The 15,703-nt window shown below is 71.1% G+C and carries 13 protein-coding genes; 8 read left to right on the forward strand and 5 right to left on the reverse strand.

Annotated features, from left to right (window positions below):
* Positions 1–169: 169 nt before the first annotated feature.
* Positions 170–1,162, forward strand: a complete 993-nt coding sequence (locus tag ACN20J_RS45105; protein ID WP_190230058.1) for a D-2-hydroxyacid dehydrogenase — start codon at positions 170–172, stop codon at positions 1,160–1,162.
* A 359-nt stretch (positions 1,163–1,521) separates the two neighbouring features.
* On the opposite strand, the gene ACN20J_RS45110 is transcribed toward ACN20J_RS45105, so the two are convergent.
* From ACN20J_RS45110 to ACN20J_RS45130, 5 genes are all read right to left on the reverse strand, one after another.
* The gene (locus ACN20J_RS45110) at positions 1,522–2,718 is read right to left on the reverse strand and encodes an ABC transporter substrate-binding protein (protein ID WP_190230057.1); all 1,197 of its coding nucleotides are present in this window, start codon (positions 2,716–2,718) and stop codon (positions 1,522–1,524) included.
* 73 nt (positions 2,719–2,791) lie between these two features.
* A complete protein-coding gene (locus tag ACN20J_RS45115; RefSeq protein ID WP_419668285.1) occupies positions 2,792–5,305 on the reverse strand; it encodes an ATP-binding cassette domain-containing protein in 2,514 nt (837 codons plus the stop codon).
* 12 nt (positions 5,306–5,317) lie between these two features.
* A complete protein-coding gene (locus tag ACN20J_RS45120) occupies positions 5,318–6,187 on the reverse strand; it encodes a branched-chain amino acid ABC transporter permease (RefSeq protein ID WP_143641202.1) in 870 nt (289 codons plus the stop codon).
* 251 nt (positions 6,188–6,438) lie between these two features.
* The gene (locus ACN20J_RS45125; protein WP_190230054.1) at positions 6,439–7,773 is read right to left on the reverse strand and encodes an FAD-dependent oxidoreductase; all 1,335 of its coding nucleotides are present in this window, start codon (positions 7,771–7,773) and stop codon (positions 6,439–6,441) included.
* Positions 7,774–7,900: 127 nt separating this feature from the next.
* The gene (locus tag ACN20J_RS45130) at positions 7,901–8,974 is read right to left on the reverse strand and encodes an NAD(P)-dependent alcohol dehydrogenase (protein WP_246575340.1); all 1,074 of its coding nucleotides are present in this window, start codon (positions 8,972–8,974) and stop codon (positions 7,901–7,903) included.
* A 60-nt stretch (positions 8,975–9,034) separates the two neighbouring features.
* On the opposite strand from ACN20J_RS45130, the gene ACN20J_RS45135 reads away from it, so the two are divergent.
* The 7 genes from ACN20J_RS45135 to ACN20J_RS45165 all read left to right on the forward strand — a co-directional run bounded on the left by ACN20J_RS45135 (position 9,035) and on the right by ACN20J_RS45165 (position 15,693).
* Positions 9,035–9,835: an SDR family NAD(P)-dependent oxidoreductase gene (locus tag ACN20J_RS45135; RefSeq protein ID WP_190230053.1), complete on the forward strand. Its 801-nt coding sequence runs from the start codon at positions 9,035–9,037 to the stop codon at positions 9,833–9,835.
* A gap of 122 nt (positions 9,836–9,957) precedes the next feature.
* Positions 9,958–11,109, forward strand: coding sequence for an acyl-CoA dehydrogenase family protein (locus tag ACN20J_RS45140; RefSeq protein WP_246575338.1), 1,152 nt, complete (start codon positions 9,958–9,960; stop codon positions 11,107–11,109).
* 79 nt (positions 11,110–11,188) lie between these two features.
* Positions 11,189–11,977: an enoyl-CoA hydratase/isomerase family protein gene (locus ACN20J_RS45145; RefSeq protein WP_055617729.1), complete on the forward strand. Its 789-nt coding sequence runs from the start codon at positions 11,189–11,191 to the stop codon at positions 11,975–11,977.
* 5 nt (positions 11,978–11,982) lie between these two features.
* Positions 11,983–12,333: a Zn-ribbon domain-containing OB-fold protein gene (locus ACN20J_RS45150; RefSeq protein WP_246575336.1), complete on the forward strand. Its 351-nt coding sequence runs from the start codon at positions 11,983–11,985 to the stop codon at positions 12,331–12,333.
* Positions 12,330–13,478: a thiolase family protein gene (locus ACN20J_RS45155; RefSeq protein ID WP_190230050.1), complete on the forward strand. Its 1,149-nt coding sequence runs from the start codon at positions 12,330–12,332 to the stop codon at positions 13,476–13,478. Before ACN20J_RS45150 ends, ACN20J_RS45155 begins: the two co-directional genes overlap by 4 nt.
* A 35-nt stretch (positions 13,479–13,513) precedes the next feature.
* Positions 13,514–14,725, forward strand: coding sequence for an acyl-CoA dehydrogenase family protein (locus ACN20J_RS45160; RefSeq protein WP_419668286.1), 1,212 nt, complete (start codon positions 13,514–13,516; stop codon positions 14,723–14,725).
* On the forward strand, positions 14,722–15,693 hold the full coding sequence (locus ACN20J_RS45165; protein ID WP_419668287.1) for a phosphotransferase family protein: 972 nt from the start codon (positions 14,722–14,724) through the stop codon (positions 15,691–15,693). The genes ACN20J_RS45160 and ACN20J_RS45165 overlap by 4 nt, the downstream gene beginning before the upstream one ends.
* Positions 15,694–15,703 lie beyond the last annotated feature (10 nt).

Genomic DNA, 15,703 nt, shown 5'->3' on the forward strand with positions numbered 1-15,703 from the left:
GCGGGTGGACAGTGTGTTCCGTGGCCGCCGACCGGTTGACACACCGTCCACAGCGGCCGTCCCGGGAGAACACCGTGGTCATTGACCCTTCCGCCACACCCCCCGGAGGGTGGGAGCGGTACCTCGTACCAGCCGCCCCCGCACCGTCTCACGCCGTGGGAGAACCGCCTTGGCCGACCGACTCGTCGTCCTGCACCGCGGCATCCTGCCGCACAACGCCGCCGGCATCGAAAGCCTCGCGGACACGGTGTACGCCACCGAGGAGGAACTGCCGCACCTCCTGCCCGGCGCGGACGCCCTCCTCTGCTGGCACTCGATCACCCCGGCCGTCGAGGCGGCCTGGCCCGCGGACCCGTCGAGCGCACCGAACTGGGTGCACGTGGCCGCCGCCGGTGTCGACTCCCTGCTCTTCCCGGCCCTGGTCGACAACCCCCGGGTGCTGCTCACCAACTCGCGAGGCGTCTACGACCGGCCCATCGCCGAGTACGTACTCGGCCTGATCCTGGCCCTCGCCAAGGACTTCCCGGGCACCTGGGAACACCAGCGGCGCCGCGAGTGGCGGCCCCGGGACAGCGAACGCATCGACGGACGGACCGTCCTCGTCTGGGGCACGGGCCCCATCGGCCGTGCCGTGGCCCGCATGCTCCGTGCCGTGGGCATGCGGGTGAGCGCCGTAGGGCGTACGGAGTGCGCGGAGGACCCCGACTTCGGCACCGTGCACGCCCTCTCCGGGCTGCGCCCCGCCCTGGCCGCGGCGGACTACGTGGTGCTCGCGGCTCCCCTCACGGCGGCAACCCGGGGCATGGTCGACGCGTCCGTGCTCGCGTCGATGAAGCCCGGCGCGCGGCTGGTGAACGTGGGCCGGGGCGGACTCGTCGACGAGGAGGCGCTTGTTCGGCACCTCACCGACGGCCGCCTGGCCGGAGCGGCCCTGGACGTCTTCGCCCACGAGCCCCTGCCCGCCGCCTCACCCCTGTGGGACCTGCCCGGCGTCATCGTCTCCCCGCACACGGCAGGCGAGGTCACCGGCTGGCGCGACGACCTCGCGGACCTGTTCCTCGACAACCTGACCCGCAGGGCCGAGGGCAGGGAACTGCGCAACGTGGTCGACAAGGAACGCGGCTATGTACGGGAGGACCCTGTGGGGACGTCTCCGACGTAGACCGGGTGGCCGGGTGGCCGGGTGTCAGCCTGGTAGTGACTCGGACAGGGGCAACGCGCCGATCACACCGACCGCGGATCGAATAGCAACAGGAAGCGGGAGCGGGCTGGGCGACTACCTGCGCTCCCGGCGGGGAGCGGGTCCGCCCCGAGGACATCGGCCTGCCGGGCGGGGCCCGGCGGCGGGTCACGGGTCTGCGCCGCGAGGAGGTCGCCCTGCTCGCGGGCATCAGCACCGAGTACTGCCTGTCGCTCGAACAGGGCCGAAAACCTCATCCGCCTCGGCCTGCTCAAGGACGCGACCCTCGCGTAGCCGGCTCGCGCGGCGCCCCCGGGGTTCGGCCGGAACCTCGGGGCGGCTCAGCCGCGCTTCGGCGGTGTGTAGAAGTCGCCCTCGGACGTCCAGACCCCGTCCTTCACGACCACTCGCTGCACGCTGCGGGTGCCGAGGTGGTTGCTCGGGCTGAAGTTCATGACCGGCGACACCCCCGTGTCCACCTTCGTCGCCTTCTCGTACGCCTTGTCGAGCGCGTCGGCCGTGACGGGCCCCTTGATGGTCTTCGCGATCTCCGCGAACACCTTCGCGTTGCTCCAGCCCCACAGCGCGAGGAATCCGGCGGGCTGCTTGGGCTCGTACTTGGCCATCGCGGTCCGGAACTCCTTCACCGCGGGGTCGGTGTCCGAGGGCGCCTTGACCAGCTGCACGGCCTTGAGCCCCTCGGCCGCGTCCTTGGCGAGGGAGACCGTCGACTCCGCGGCGACCGGCGCGTAGGCGTAGGTGGGCAGCGACAGCCCTTGCAGCTTGGCCTCCTTCAGGAAGGCGGCGGCCTCGGGGGAGGTGAGGATCAGGATCACCGCCTGGGTCTTCGCGGCCTTCACCTTGCTGATCACCGGGGTGTAGTCGGTGGTCTGGTACTTGACCGTCAGCCGGTCGACCTCGACCGAGGGGTCCACCTTCTTCGCGACGGGCTCGACCTGCTTGGCCACGTTCACGAACGCGGCCGGGTCACTGTGCACGACGAGGATCTTCTTCGCGCCGTCCTGCACCGTCCACGCCGCGATCGCCGCGGCCTGGTCCTCGTAGAGGGTCTGGGTGCCGAACAGACCGGGGCGCGGCGGCTTGTACCAGGACTCGTTGCCGCCCACCTCGTTGAGAACCGGAACCTTCGACTGATTGAGTACGAACGGGAAGGCCGCCTCCGCCTGGGAGGTGCCGTTCGCGTTCACGATGGCCACGACCTTGTCCTGGCCGACGAGTTCGCGGGCGATCTGCACGGTCTGCTGCGGGTCGGCCGCGTTGTCCTTGACGGTCCACCGGACCTTGCGGCCGTTGATGCCCCCGGACGCGTTGATCATCTTGAAGTACGCCTCGGCACCGGCCTTCTGCGGCACGCCGTACGAGGCGGTGGCGCCGGTCGTCGGGAGCCACGCCCCGATGTGTATCTCCGACGAGTCGCCGCCGGCTCCCGCGGAGTCCTGCTCCGCGCACGCGTTGGCGGTCAGCGCCACCACGGCCAGGACGGCCGTCGTTCCCGCGGCGCGGTGGAATTTTCTCATTGTCCGGAACACGGTCCACCTCGTTCACAACAGTTCACAACATGAGTTCAGTTTGTTTTGTGGCGGGGTTGGTTCACAGTCGGGCGGTGGTCGCGGCGGTCTCCCGGGCGCCGCTGAAGTACGCCGCCTCGGCGAGGGCGGCGAACGACGGGTCCCCGGGCCGCCCCTGAGCGGCGACCGACCCCTCGTGCAACACGGCCACCTCGTGGCAGACGGACATGGCACGGCTGAGCAACTGCTCCAGCAGAACGACCGTCAGGCCGTCGTGGGCCAGTCGCACCAGCCGGTCGTACACCTCGTCGACCAGCGCGGGCGCGAGCCCGAGCGCCGGCTCGTCGACGATCAGGACGTCGGGCCTGACGATCAGGGCGCGGGCGATGGCGAGCATCTGCTGCTCACCGCCCGACAGTCCGGCGGCCGGCACGGACATGCGGTCGCGCAGCCGCGGCGGCAGCCACTCGGTGGTCTCCGCAAGGCGCTCGCGCAACGGTGCCCCGGTGATGCCCGCCGCGTAGGCCGCCACTTCGAGGTTCTCCCGCAGGGACAGCGTCTTGAACAGGGCCCGTCCCTCGGGCGCCAGGCTGGTACGGACGGTCCCGCCCGTCTCCCTGTTCCCGCGCGCGGGCTTCAGCGAGCCGTGCAGGATCCCGGCGAGGGTGCTCTTCCCGGCGCCGTTGGCCCCGGCGATCCCGAGCACGACCCCCTCGCGTACGTCGAGGTCGACGTCCCGCAGGGCGACCACGCCGCCGTAGGTGTGACCGACCCCGCTGAGCCGCAGCACGCTCCGCTCACCGACCCGCTCGGGCAGCTCGGCCCGGCCACCGACCGTACCCAGGTACGACGACCGCACCTCGGGGTTGTCCAGCACGGTGTCCGGGGTGCCCTCGCCGATGGTGCGGCCGAAGTCGAAGGCCAGCACCCGGTGCGCGACGGAGAACAGGTCGTCGAGCACGTGGTCGATGACCAGCACGGCGGTGCCCTGTGCGTGCAGCCGCCTGATCTGCTGTGCCAGCAGTGCCCGTTCGCCGGCGTCCAGGCCGCCGAACGGCTCGTCCAGCACCAGGAGTTTCGGTTCCTCGGCCATCGCACGGGCGAGGTCCAGGCGCTTCTGCAGCCCGAACGGAAGCTCTCCGGGCCGTCGGTCGGCCACGTCGGCGAGGCCGACCGAGTCGAGCAGCCGCGCGACGTCGGCCCGGTCCCGGGCGGTGATCCAGCGGCGCGTGCACAACACGTTCTCGGCGACGGTGAGTTCGGAGAACACCTCCGCGTGCTGGAAGGTACGGCCGATGCCCAGCCGGCGCCGCGCGGTGGCCCGCGCCTTGAGCAGGGAACCGCCCGCGAAATCAACCGTCCCGCTCACCCGGCCGTTGCCGGTCAGGCCCGACACCGCGTTCAACAGGGTTGTCTTTCCCGCCCCGTTGGGCCCGATCACGGCCAGGACCTCGTCCTGCCGCAGCGACACCGAGGCATCCTCTAGCGCCTTCAGCCCGCCGTACGCGACCGACACGTGCTCCAGGCGCAGTACGACGGCGCCTTCACCTGTGACTGTGGCCGTGGCCGGTTGCCGCGGTGCGAGGTCCGCGGCAGGGGTTGGCTTCGGGGGCGTGGGTGCCGGCCGTCGCCACACACGCCGGAGCACCGACCGCAGGGGTGCGCTGAGGAACGGCACCACTCCGCCGGGCAGGAACAGCAGCACCCCGACCAGCACGAGGCCCTGCACGACCGGCTGGGGGAGTCCCACGGCGGACGACAGCGAGGGGTTCCAGGTCAGATAGGCGCCGCCGGCCACCGCGCCGACGATGGTTCCGACCCCGCCCAGCACGCACGCCGCGATGAGCGCGATGCCGAGGTTGAGGGAGAACGGGTCCGGGCTGACGAAACCGGTGATGAGCCCCAGCAGTACACCCGCGAAGCTGGTGAACGCGGCGCTCACCGCGAACGCCAGCGCCGACTGCGCCTCGGGCGCGATGCCGATCGTACGGGCCGCCAGGGGATGCGATTTCGCGGCCACCAGCCGCATCCGCAGTCCGGATGCGGCGGCCGGTACCGCCAGCGCGAGCACCACGGCCGCGGCGCCGACCGCGAGGTACTGGGACTCGGTGCTGCCGCCCGCGAGGGTGCCCAGGCCCAGGGAGCTGCGCAGTTGGAGCACCGCGACGCCCTGGTCGCCGCCGGTCACGCTGCTCCAGCGGTTGACCAGCTCCAGCGTCACCATGGTGAAGGCGAGCGTCAGCAGGGCGATGTAGAGCATCGAGAACCTGGCACCCGCGTACCCGAGGAAGGCGCCGAGTACGGTTCCGGTGACCACTGCTCCCAGGACCACCGTCTCCAGCGACCAGCCGTGACCGCTGCCGTACGCGGCGAAGTAGGCGCCGATGGCGAAGAACGCCGGGTGGCCCACCGACCAGATGCCGGACCAGCCGGCGAGCAGGCCGACCGACAGCACGACGACGGTGTAGATCGCGGCGAGCGCCACCGAGTACATCTGGTACGCCGGAATCGCGCCGGAGGCCATGAAGGCCATGAGCACCGCGCCGGCAGCCGGCCCGAGCGCGGCCTTCGCGAGGAGGGAACGGTTGAAGACCATGGATACGACCCCTCAGACCCGTTGGAAGGTGCGGGTGCCGAAGATGCCCTGAGGGCGGATCAGCAGCACGAGAACAGTGAACGAGAAGACGAATGTGTCCCGGAGGCTGGCTGAGGCGTAGTTCGCCGCGAGGTTGTCCAGCACGCCGACGGTGAGTCCGCCGACGACAGCGCCGTACATGCTCGTCAAGCCCCCCAGGAAGATCCCGGCGAAGGCGCGGAACAGCGGTGCGACGAGGGCGGTCGGTACCAGCCCCGACCTCGGCGCGTACAGACACGCGGCGAGTGCGGCGAGGCCGAGTCCGAGCGCCCAGGCGATCCGGGCCAGGCGCTGCGCCCCGAGCCCGACGACGCGCGCGGTTTCCGCGTTCTCGGCCACCGCGCGCATCGCGGAGCCGAGCGTCGTGCGGGCGAACAGATAGCCCACGACGGCCATCGCCACCGCGGCGACGGCGATCGTCACCAGGCTCTGGACCGGCAGTGCCGCGCCCGACCAACTCACCGTGCCGTTGACCAGGTTGGGGAAGGACTTCGGTTCGTCGCCCCAGATCGAACTGGCCACGTTCTCGACCACCAGGGACACGCCCATCGTCACGACCAGCGCGGAGAACAGCTGGCCCTGGCCCAGCGGCCTGATCACCGTTTCGCGCACCAGCAGGCCCGCCACGACGGTGATGGTGACGGCCGCGACGATGCCGAGCACCGTCGCCACCCCCTGGTCCCGGAGCGAGACCGCCACGTACAGGCCCAGGGTCGCCAGGGACGCCATCGCGAAGTTCACGACGTCCGTGGCCCGATAGATGATGACCAGGCCGAGTCCGATGAGGCCGTACACGGCTCCGCTGGCCACGCCGCTGACCAGGACCAGCAGAAACTGACTCACGGTCCCTCCTTCTTCGAAGAGCTTCGAGAAGCGCGTGCGGCGTGTTCGCGCCACGTGCTCGAAAGCCGGGTGCGCGGTACTCGCCGCTTAGTAAAGTGAACTCAATTCAGTAAGCTAGGCACTCCGGTGCCGGACGGGCAAGACTCGTGCACGGGATTTGTCGGAGTGCGGGTGATCTGGTGCCTGTCCGGCACGATCCGACGGACGGATGGACGGACTGAGAGGCAGACGGGAAGAAAGGCGGGTAGGCCCTAGCTCTGGCGCAGCGCGGTCCGCGCCGCCGCCAGGCCGAACACGAGCGCGGGGGCGAGGCCGCCCGCGTAGGCGCGCCGGTAGAGCCCGCCCGCGTCCGCACCGGCCACGAGCAGGCCCGGTACGGGGTGCCGGCTGTCCGCAGACAGGGCGCGGGCGTCGGCGTCGATCAGCAGACCGCCAAAGGTGAACGTGATGGCGGGCGCGGCCTCGATCACATAGAAGGGCGGCTCGTTGAGTGGCTGCCGGTCGAGCAGCCGCCCGGGGGCCGGCTCGCCGCCCCCGCCGACGGTGTCGTTGTACTCCTCGACCCGGTCACGGATCCTGGCGCCCGGGTAGCCCCACTCCTCGGGCATCCACGCGAACTCCTCCAGGCTGTCGGCGACCGCGCTGCGGGCGCCCGCGCGATGGCAGAGCTGGAACTTGTCCACGCCGGGGATGCCCTCCACGTACGACGCGGAGATCCATTCCCGGTGCACGCGCGCGTCGGCGACCAGCAGCCCACGGGCCTGCGGTCTCTCCAGCAGTGCCATGGTGGTCAGGTGATCCCCGACGGTCTCGTCGACGAACCGTTCGCCCGTGAGGTCGAACAGCAGGGCGTGCTCGCTGTAGTAGAGGGCGAGGTCGACGAACCGGGCGGGGTCGGTGAGAGAGACGCCCGCGGGCATCAGATGCCCGTAGAAACCCGCGTCCTTCTTGCCGAACGCAGCCCCCGCCGCGAGACCGAGCGACAGCCCGTCGCCCCGGCTGTGCGGGTTCGCCCGCAGCTCGATGTCCGCGGCCTGGGGATGTACGTGTTCCGTGCGCAGGCCCGGATTTCCCTGGAATCCGCCGGTCGCGAGCAGGGTCCAGGTGGCGTCGATCCGACGGATCGATCCGTCCGGCAGCACGCACTCCGCACCTGTGACGGCGCCGTTCTCCGTCAGCAGAGTGCGCGTCGAAGTGGCGGTCAGTACCTCGCCGCCCCGGTCGCGGATCAACCGCTCGCAGGTGTCGAGGTAGTGGTTCGTGTCGAGTTGATGCCCCCGGCCGAAGCCGAGTACGGGCACCGGCGGCCGGCATTCCACGCCGAGCGACCGGATCCAGGCCACCGCGTCGGTGAACCCGTCCACCAGGGCCGCGGCGAGTTCCGCGTCGCCGTCGGGATTGACGCGACGCAATTCATCGAAGGTGGGGGTCGTCCATACGAAGCCGGCGAAGCGTGCCGAGCCGCCGGGGCGCTCCGCCTTCTCCACGAGAACCACGGAGCCGCCTTCCGCGGCCACCCGGGCGGCGGCCGAGAGTCCGGCCATTCCGCCACCCACCACCAGCAGATCCACTGTTCCAACACCCATAGCGGGTCCCACCGCCTTGTCGTGTCGCTGAGTGACCTGAACCCTAATTGAACTCACTTCTGTAGTCGAGAGGTGTGTCGGCACGAGCTTTGGCAGGGCAGCTTTCGGCCGGACAGGGCGGCCCGGATCAGTCGGGGACGAGCACCGTACGCCCCCGCGCGTGGCCGGAGCGCAGTCTGTCGATCGCCTCCGGCGCGCTCGACAGGGCGAACTCCTCCGTCTCCACCCTCACCACGCCCTTGCGCGCCAGGGCGACGACCTCTTCGAGCTCCGGCCGCGTCCCCCAGAAAGGCAGCGAGATCCGCACCCCGGGAGGCAGCGCTCCGGGCTTGCGTACGGTGAGCTCCCCGCCGCCGCTCCCGACGACGGCCAGCTCGCCGCCCGCCCGCAGGGCGCCGACCGCGAGCTCCAGGCTGGAGTGGCTGCCGACGAAGTCGAGCACGGCGTCCACGCCGATCCCACCGGCCCGTCGCCGGAGCACCTCCGAGGTGTCGGGCCGCAGCAGCGTGCCGAAGTGCGCGCCGCAGGCGTCGGCCAGCGAGAGCGCCTCCTCGCGTACGTCCACGGCGAGGACCTGCGCCGACGTCGTGGCACGCAGGATCTGCACCGCCAGATGCCCCAGCCCGCCGACCCCGATGACCGCCACGCTCGCACCGCCTTCGACCGGCAGCGCCGGCCGGATCCCGGACACGGCGTGATACGCGGTGAGCCCGGCGTCCGACAGGGGCGCCGCCTGCGCGGCGGGCAGATCGCCCACCGGAACCAGCAGCCGTCCGGACGGTACGAGCAGGAAGTCGGCCATACCGCCGTCGCGCCCCAGCCCCACTCCCGTACCGGTCCGGACGGCGTCGAGGTCCGCGCGGCGGTCGCAGTAGTTCTCCGCGCCGGCCGCGCAGCGGCTGCACAGCCCGCACCCCCAGGGGCCGTAGACGACCACGCGCTCGCCCACCGCCGGACCGGTGGCCCCGGGGCCGCGCTCGGCCACACGCCCGGCGACCTCGTGCCCGAGAGTGAACGGAGTTCGGTACGGAAGGGTGCCGGGCCTGGCGTCCAGGACGTGGAGGTCGGAGCGGCACACACCCGCCGCCTCCACCCGGATGAGGACCTCATCCTCCCTGGGTATCGGGCGTGCCACTTCGGTCAGCACCGGTGGGCCGCCCCAGTGCGTCATCCGGACTGCTCTCATCCTGCCTGTTGACATGCGCGAAACGGTAGCAAAAATGAAGTCAGTTCAATAAGTGAGCGGAGGCGAGTGGATCCGATGGACGACGAAGACACGCCACACGGACGCTTCACGGGCAGAGCAGCGCTGGTCACCGGAGCCGGCTCCGGCATCGGCGCGGCGGTCGCCCGGCGACTCTCCGCGCAAGGAGCCGTGGTCTTCGCCGCGGACGTCGACGGTGCCGCGGCCGAGGCGGCCGCCAAGGAACTGCCCGGCGCACACGCGGTGACCATGGACGTCTCGGACGCCGACCAGGTCGACCGCGCGGTCGAAGGGGTCGTACGGGCGCAAGAGCGCCTGGACGTTGTGGTGCACGCGGCCGGAGTCGACGACCCGGTGGCGAAGCAGTGGATCGCCGATGCACTGCTCGACGAACGGCCTCCCGATGTCGTCACCCGGCTCGACGGGGCTGCTTGGCGGCGTGTCATGCGGGTCAACCTGGACGGCACCTTCTATGTCCTGCGGGCTGCGCTGCGGGTCATGGCGCCCCGCCGGTCCGGTGCGATCGTCACCGTTGGTTCTTCCTCGGCCTTCGACGCTCCGGCCGGCTATCCGCACTACGCGGCCTCGAAGGCCGGTGCGCACGCGTTGAGCCAAGCCGTCGCCAAGGAGGCGATCGCGTTCGGCGTCCGTGTGAACACGGTGGCGCCGGGGCCCACCCAGACGGGGATGGCGGCGCGGACGCCCGCCGCGTTGCGGCAGGACCTGGCCGATCCCCGCGTGCGGCCCTACGCGACGGCTGAGGAGATCGCCGACGTCGCGTTGTTTCTGGCGAGTGATGAGGCGGTGAATCTCGTTGGGGCGGTTCTGCTGGCCAACGGGGGGCGGTTCACGGTGTGAGGGGTTCGTGGGGGTGCGGACCGGATGATCGCTGCGGGTGCGTCGTGGCTGGTCGCGCAGTTCCCCGCGCCCCTGACGGGGCGCCCATGGAACCGGAGTTTGCTTGGTCTAGGGAGGTCTGTGTGAACCGGCTCGATGTGGACCCGGCCGTGTTGCTGGAGAGCGAGGAGCGGCATCAACTGCGGGCGGTTCTGCGGGACTTGTTCGCCGAGAGCTGTGGGCCCGAAGAAGTGCGCAAGCAAGTGGAGAGTGCGCGCGGGCACGACCAGGCGCTCTGGGCTCGGCTCGCCGGGGAGATCGGGGTGCACGGGCTTGCTCTGCCGGAAGAGTACGGAGGTGGGGGCTACACCTTCGCCGAACTCGCCGTGGCTCTGGAAGAGGCCGGGCGTGTGCTGTGTCCGGCGCCGCTGCTGTCGACCGTCGTGCTGACGGGGCATGCCCTGCTGGGGAGTGGTGATCGGCGGGCCTGTGAGCGCTGGTTGCCCGGGATCGCCTCCGGTGCGGTCACGGCCACGGTCGCCGGGTTCGTGCAGGCCGCCGATGTGACGGCCGAGCGCGGGCCCGACGGCTGGGTGCTGCGCGGGGAGGCCGACTTCGTGCCCGACGGCGAGGGCGCCGATCTGCTGCTCGTGGTGGCCCGGGCGCCGGACGGGGAGCGGCTGTTCGCCTGTGAACCGGCGCCGCCGCACGGGATGCACGGCTCGACCTGTGATCGCACGGCCCGTCGCGTTCTCGATCCCACCCGCCGCCAGGCGCTCGTCCGCTTCCGGGGAACGCCGGCCGAACCGGTCGGTGAGCCCGGGCAGGTGTCCGGAATCGTCGACGCCGTCCTCGACGCCGGGCGCGTGGCGCTCGCCGCCGAGCATGTCGGCGGCAGCGCGCATGCCCTGGACGCGACCCTGGACTACGTTTCGCAACGAACTCAATTCGGTCGCGCCATCGGCTCGTTCCAGGCGGTCAAGCACCGACTGGCCGATCTGCTGGTCGAGGTGGAAGGGGCGCGGTCGGCGTCGGCGTACGCGAGCGCCTGTCTGGCTGAGTGGACTCCGGAGTTGCCGGTCGCCGCGAGCGCCGCGGCGGTGGCCTGCACCGGCGCGTACCGACTCGCCACGACCGAATACGTGCAGCTCCACGGCGGTATCGGCTTCACCTGGGAACACCCGGCCCACCTGTATGTCCGCCGGGCGCGGGCCGACGAGGCGCTGTTCGGCACGGCCGACGACCACCGTCTGCGGTTGGCGGGGCTGCTCGGCCTCACCGGCACTTCGGACTGAGTGTCGGCTCCCGATCCATTGACAGGGGCATCTACTGCCCACAGAATCGTACTGAATTCAGTTCAGTTTGGAGGAGCTCATGGCAGTCGAAGACGAGATCCAGTTCGAGCGGGACGGGCACGTCGCACGGGTCTGGCTGAACCGGCCGCACAAGAAGAACTGCGTGACCGTGCCGATCCTCAACCGGCTCGACGAGATCATCACCGAGGTCGACGCCGACCCCGAGCTGCGTGTGCTGGTGCTGCGCGGGCGGGGCAACACCTTCTGCTCCGGGTTCGACCTGGACAGCCTCAAGGCCGAGTTCATCGGCAGCTCCACCGCCATCGACGTCGCCGTGCTGTCGGCGAAGGTCTGCGACCGGCTCTACTCGATGAAGACGCCGTCCATCGCCGTCCTCGAAGGCCATGTCACCGCGGGCGGCTTCGAGTTGATGATCTCCTGCGACTTCGCGATCGCCGCGGACGACGCACTGATCGGCGACTTCCACATTCGCCGCGCGTTGTTCGGCGGGGCAGGTCCCATCTACCGCGTGCCGCGCATGATCGGTGTCCGCAAGACCAAGGAGCTCATGCTCACCGGCAAGCTGCTCACCGGTGTGGAGGCCGCGGAGTTCGGGCTCATCAACTCCTCGGCGCCGGCGGACAAGCTGGACGCGACGGTCGAGGAGTTCTCCGACCAGCTGGTCGACAAGAGCCCGTTCACCATGTGGATCACCAAGATGACCATCGACCGCAGCCTCGACGCCGACATCCAGTCGCTGATGGTCATGGAGCACCTCGCGGTCGGCGTGATGCTCAACTCCGAGGACGCGGCGGAGGGTGTGGCGGCCTTCCTGGAGAAGCGGGAACCGCAGTGGAAGGGACGCTGAGCACCGTGGCGGATCCCGGGAGCCGACTCCGCGGCTCCCGGTGCGCCGACTGCGCGGTGGCCGTCTACCCCGCCGACCCGGCGTGCCCGCGCTGCGGGGGACCGGCCGAGCAGGTCGCTCTCTCCGCTACGGGCACGCTGTGGACGTGGACCGTGCAGCGGTACGCGCCCAAGTCGCCGCCGTACGCCGAACCCGCCGCCGGATTCCAGTCGTTCGCCGTGGGATATGTCGAACTGCCGGAGGGCGTCCGGGTGTTGGCCGTGCTGGACATCCGGCCCGAGGACGCGGAGATCGGCATGCCGCTGACCATCGCGGCGGGGGACGGCGTGCCCAGGGCCGTGGGAGCCAGGGCATGAGCGCCGAAGAGGTGCTGGTCTGCGGCGCCGGAATCACCTCCTTCGCCCGTACGGAGGACGACGGCAGGCAACTCGCCGTACGGGCCGTCCGATCCGCACTCGCCGACGCCGGAGTGCCCTGGTCCCGGGTGCGGGCGGCCTACGGCGGCAGCGACGCGGCAGGCAACGCCGACACACTCGTCAGCGAACTCGGCCTGACCGGCGTGCCGTTCATCAACGTCCGCAACGGCTGCGCCACCGGCGGCAGCGCCCTGGTGTCGGCCGTGGGCGCGATCCGCTCCGGCGCGGCGGACGTCGCCCTCGCCGTCGGCTTCGACAAACACCCGCGCGGCGCCTTCGACCCGCGGCCCGCCGACTGGGGGCTCGACGAGGCCTACGGGCGCGACGGACTCATGGTCACCACCCAGTTCTTCGCCATGAAGATCCAGCGGTACATGCACGACCACGGCATCAGCGCCCGGACTCTCGCACTGGTCGCAGAGAAGGCGTACGCGAACGGGGTCCGCAACCCCCACGCCTGGCGCCGCAAGCCGGTCGACGCGGACGAGATCCTGGCGTCCGGCGTGGTCAACGACCCGCTGACCCGGTACATGTTCTGCTCGCCCGGCCAGGGCGCGGTCGCCCTGATCCTGTGCAACCGCGCGGTCGCCGACGAGCTGGAAGGCACCCCGGTCGCACTGCGGGCCGCGGTCGTACGGACCCGGCGGTTCGGCTCCTTCGAGGTGTTCAGCCCCTGGGCGCCACCCGGGACGCCGACCAGCGTGAGCGCGGACGCCGCCCGACTGGCCTTCGAGGAGGCCGGGTTGGGTCCGGGCGATATCGACGTGTGCCAGCTCCAGGACACCGAGAGCGGTGCCGAGGTGATGCACATGGCCGAGTGCGGGTTCTGCGAGCACGGCGAGCAGGAGCGGCTGATCCCCTCCGGCGCGACCGCGATCATCGGCGCGCTGCCGGTCAACACCGACGGTGGCTGCATCGCCAACGGGGAGCCCATCGGCGCCTCCGGGCTCCGCCAAGTCCACGAGATCGTCCAGCAGTTGCGCGGCAGGGCGGGCGAACGGCAGGTGCCGGGCGAACCGTCGACCGGCTTCACACACGTCTACGGAGCGCCGGGAGTCAGCGCCTGCACGGTACTGACCCGTTGATCCTGGCACCTGATTCGCTCGCCGAAGGGAGGACCATGAGTGATATCCCCGAACCCGAGGAGTTCCGTGCCGAGGCCCGGCGCTGGCTGGCCGGCACGGCGGAGCAACGCGCCGCGCGCCAGGACTGGGACAGCGGCGACGACTCCGTGGCCGTCTTCGAGAACTGGACCGAGACCGAGGAACGCGCACACACCGAGCGGATACGGGACTGGGAGCGCACCCGGTACGACCGGGGCTGGGGCGCTCTCGACTGGCCGCCGGAGTACGGAGGCCACGAACTGCCCTCGTATTACGAGCAGTTGTACCGGACCGAGGAGGCCGCCTTCGACGTGCCCCGGCGCACCGAGGTCTTCCCGGTCACCCAGCAGCTCGTCGCCCCCGCGATCCGCATCTGGGGCACCGACGAACAGAAGGCTCGCTGGCTGCGCCCCATGCTCCGCACGGACGAACTCGCCTGCCAGCTCTTCTCCGAGACGGAGGCCGGTTCCGACCTCGCCGCCGTCCGCACGCGGGCGGTACGCGAAGGAGACGGCTGGCTGCTGCGCGGTCACAAGGTCTGGACTTCCGGCGCCCGCGTCGCCACTTGGGGTGTCGCCGTCTGCCGAACCGACCCGGACGTGCCCAAGCACGCGGGCATCACGGTCTTCCTGGTCCGGATGGACGCGCCCGGCGTGACCGTGAGGCCCATCCGGCAGATGACCGGCGGCTCCAGCTTCAACGAGGTCTATCTCGACGACGTCTTCGTGCCGGACGCGGACCGGCTCGGCCCGGTGGGGCAGGGCTGGCGGGTGACGCTCACCGTGCTCGCGGCCGAGCGGCTGGACTCGGGAAGCCTCGGACTGGACAACGCCGACCGTGCCCTCCACCTTGCCCGCCGACTGCCCCGCCCGCTCACCGGCGGTGAACAGCAGCAGGCGGCAGACCTGTACGTCCGCACCCTCGTTCAGCGACTCATCGGACTGCGCGTCACGGCAGCCGTGGCCGCCGGCCGTGAACCGGGCGCGGAGGCCTCCGTCGGCAAACTCCACGCCACCGCGACCATGCGGGCCACCACCGACCTCGTACAGCAGTTGCTCGGACCGCGACTGGCCGCCGACACGGGGGAGTGGGGCACGTTCGCCTGGACCGAGCACCTGCTCGGCGCACCCGGATACCGCATCGCCGGCGGCAGTGACGAGATCCAGCGCACGATCCTGGCCGAGCGAGTACTGGGCCTGCCCAAGGAGCCGAAAGGGGCGGTGAGTTGAGTACAGCGACCGGCGTGATCGCACTCGCCGGACGGGTGCGCGAGCGGCTCGCCGCCCGGCATCCGGGCCTGTCCTTCGGCGAGTTGCGCACCCTGCCCGGCGGCCACTCGGGGCTCACCTACTCGATCGCGGCGGGATCGGCCTCGTACGTCGTGAAGGCGGTGCCGCCCGGGCAGCGGCCTGTCGGTCGCAACGACGTGCTCCGCCAGGCCGAGGTGCTGCGGGCCCTCACCGGATCGTCGGTCCCCGTGCCAGAGGTGTTCGCCGTCGACGATCGGGAACCTGCCTGGTTCGCCATGGAGTTCGTGGACGGCGAGGCGGTCGAGCCGGTCCTGGACGAGCACCGGCTCGACCCGGGCCTGTGCCGGACCCGGATGCTGGCCCTGGCCGGGGTGCTGAGGGATCTGCACGGCACGAAGACCGAGGTTACCTCGGAACTCCTCGACCCGGCAGGGGAGTTGGAGCGGTGGGGACGCACCATGCGAGCCGTGCCGGAGGACCTCCGGCCGGGTGCGGAGGAGTTGCTGAGCCGCCTCGCCTCCATGGTCCCGGACGGCATGCCACCCACCCTGACCCACGGCGACTTCCGGCTCGGCAACGTCCTGTGCCGGGGCGAGCGACCCGCGGCCGTCGTCGACTGGGAGATCTGGAGCCTCGGGGACCCCCGCATCGATCTCGGCTGGTTCCTCCTCTTCGCCGACCACCGGAACTTCCCTCGACTGGGCCGCCCGGTCCCGGGTCTGCCGACCGAGGAGGAGCTGCTCGCCGCCTACACGGACGGGGGCGCCGACCTCGCCGACCTTGCCTGGTTCCGTGCCCTGGCCCGCACCAAGATGGCCGCGATCATGGGCCACAACCTGCGCAGACACCGCGAGGGCAAGCACCACGACCCCGACCAGGAGCGGCTGCCGCCGACCATCGCGGCGATGATCCGCACGGCGCTCGACATCCTCGCGCAACGGTCTTGAAGGAGCACCA

Source organism: Streptomyces sp. 2-1 (assembly GCF_048564895.1).
GTDB classification, from domain to species: Bacteria; Actinomycetota; Actinomycetes; order Streptomycetales; family Streptomycetaceae; genus Streptomyces; species Streptomyces phaeochromogenes.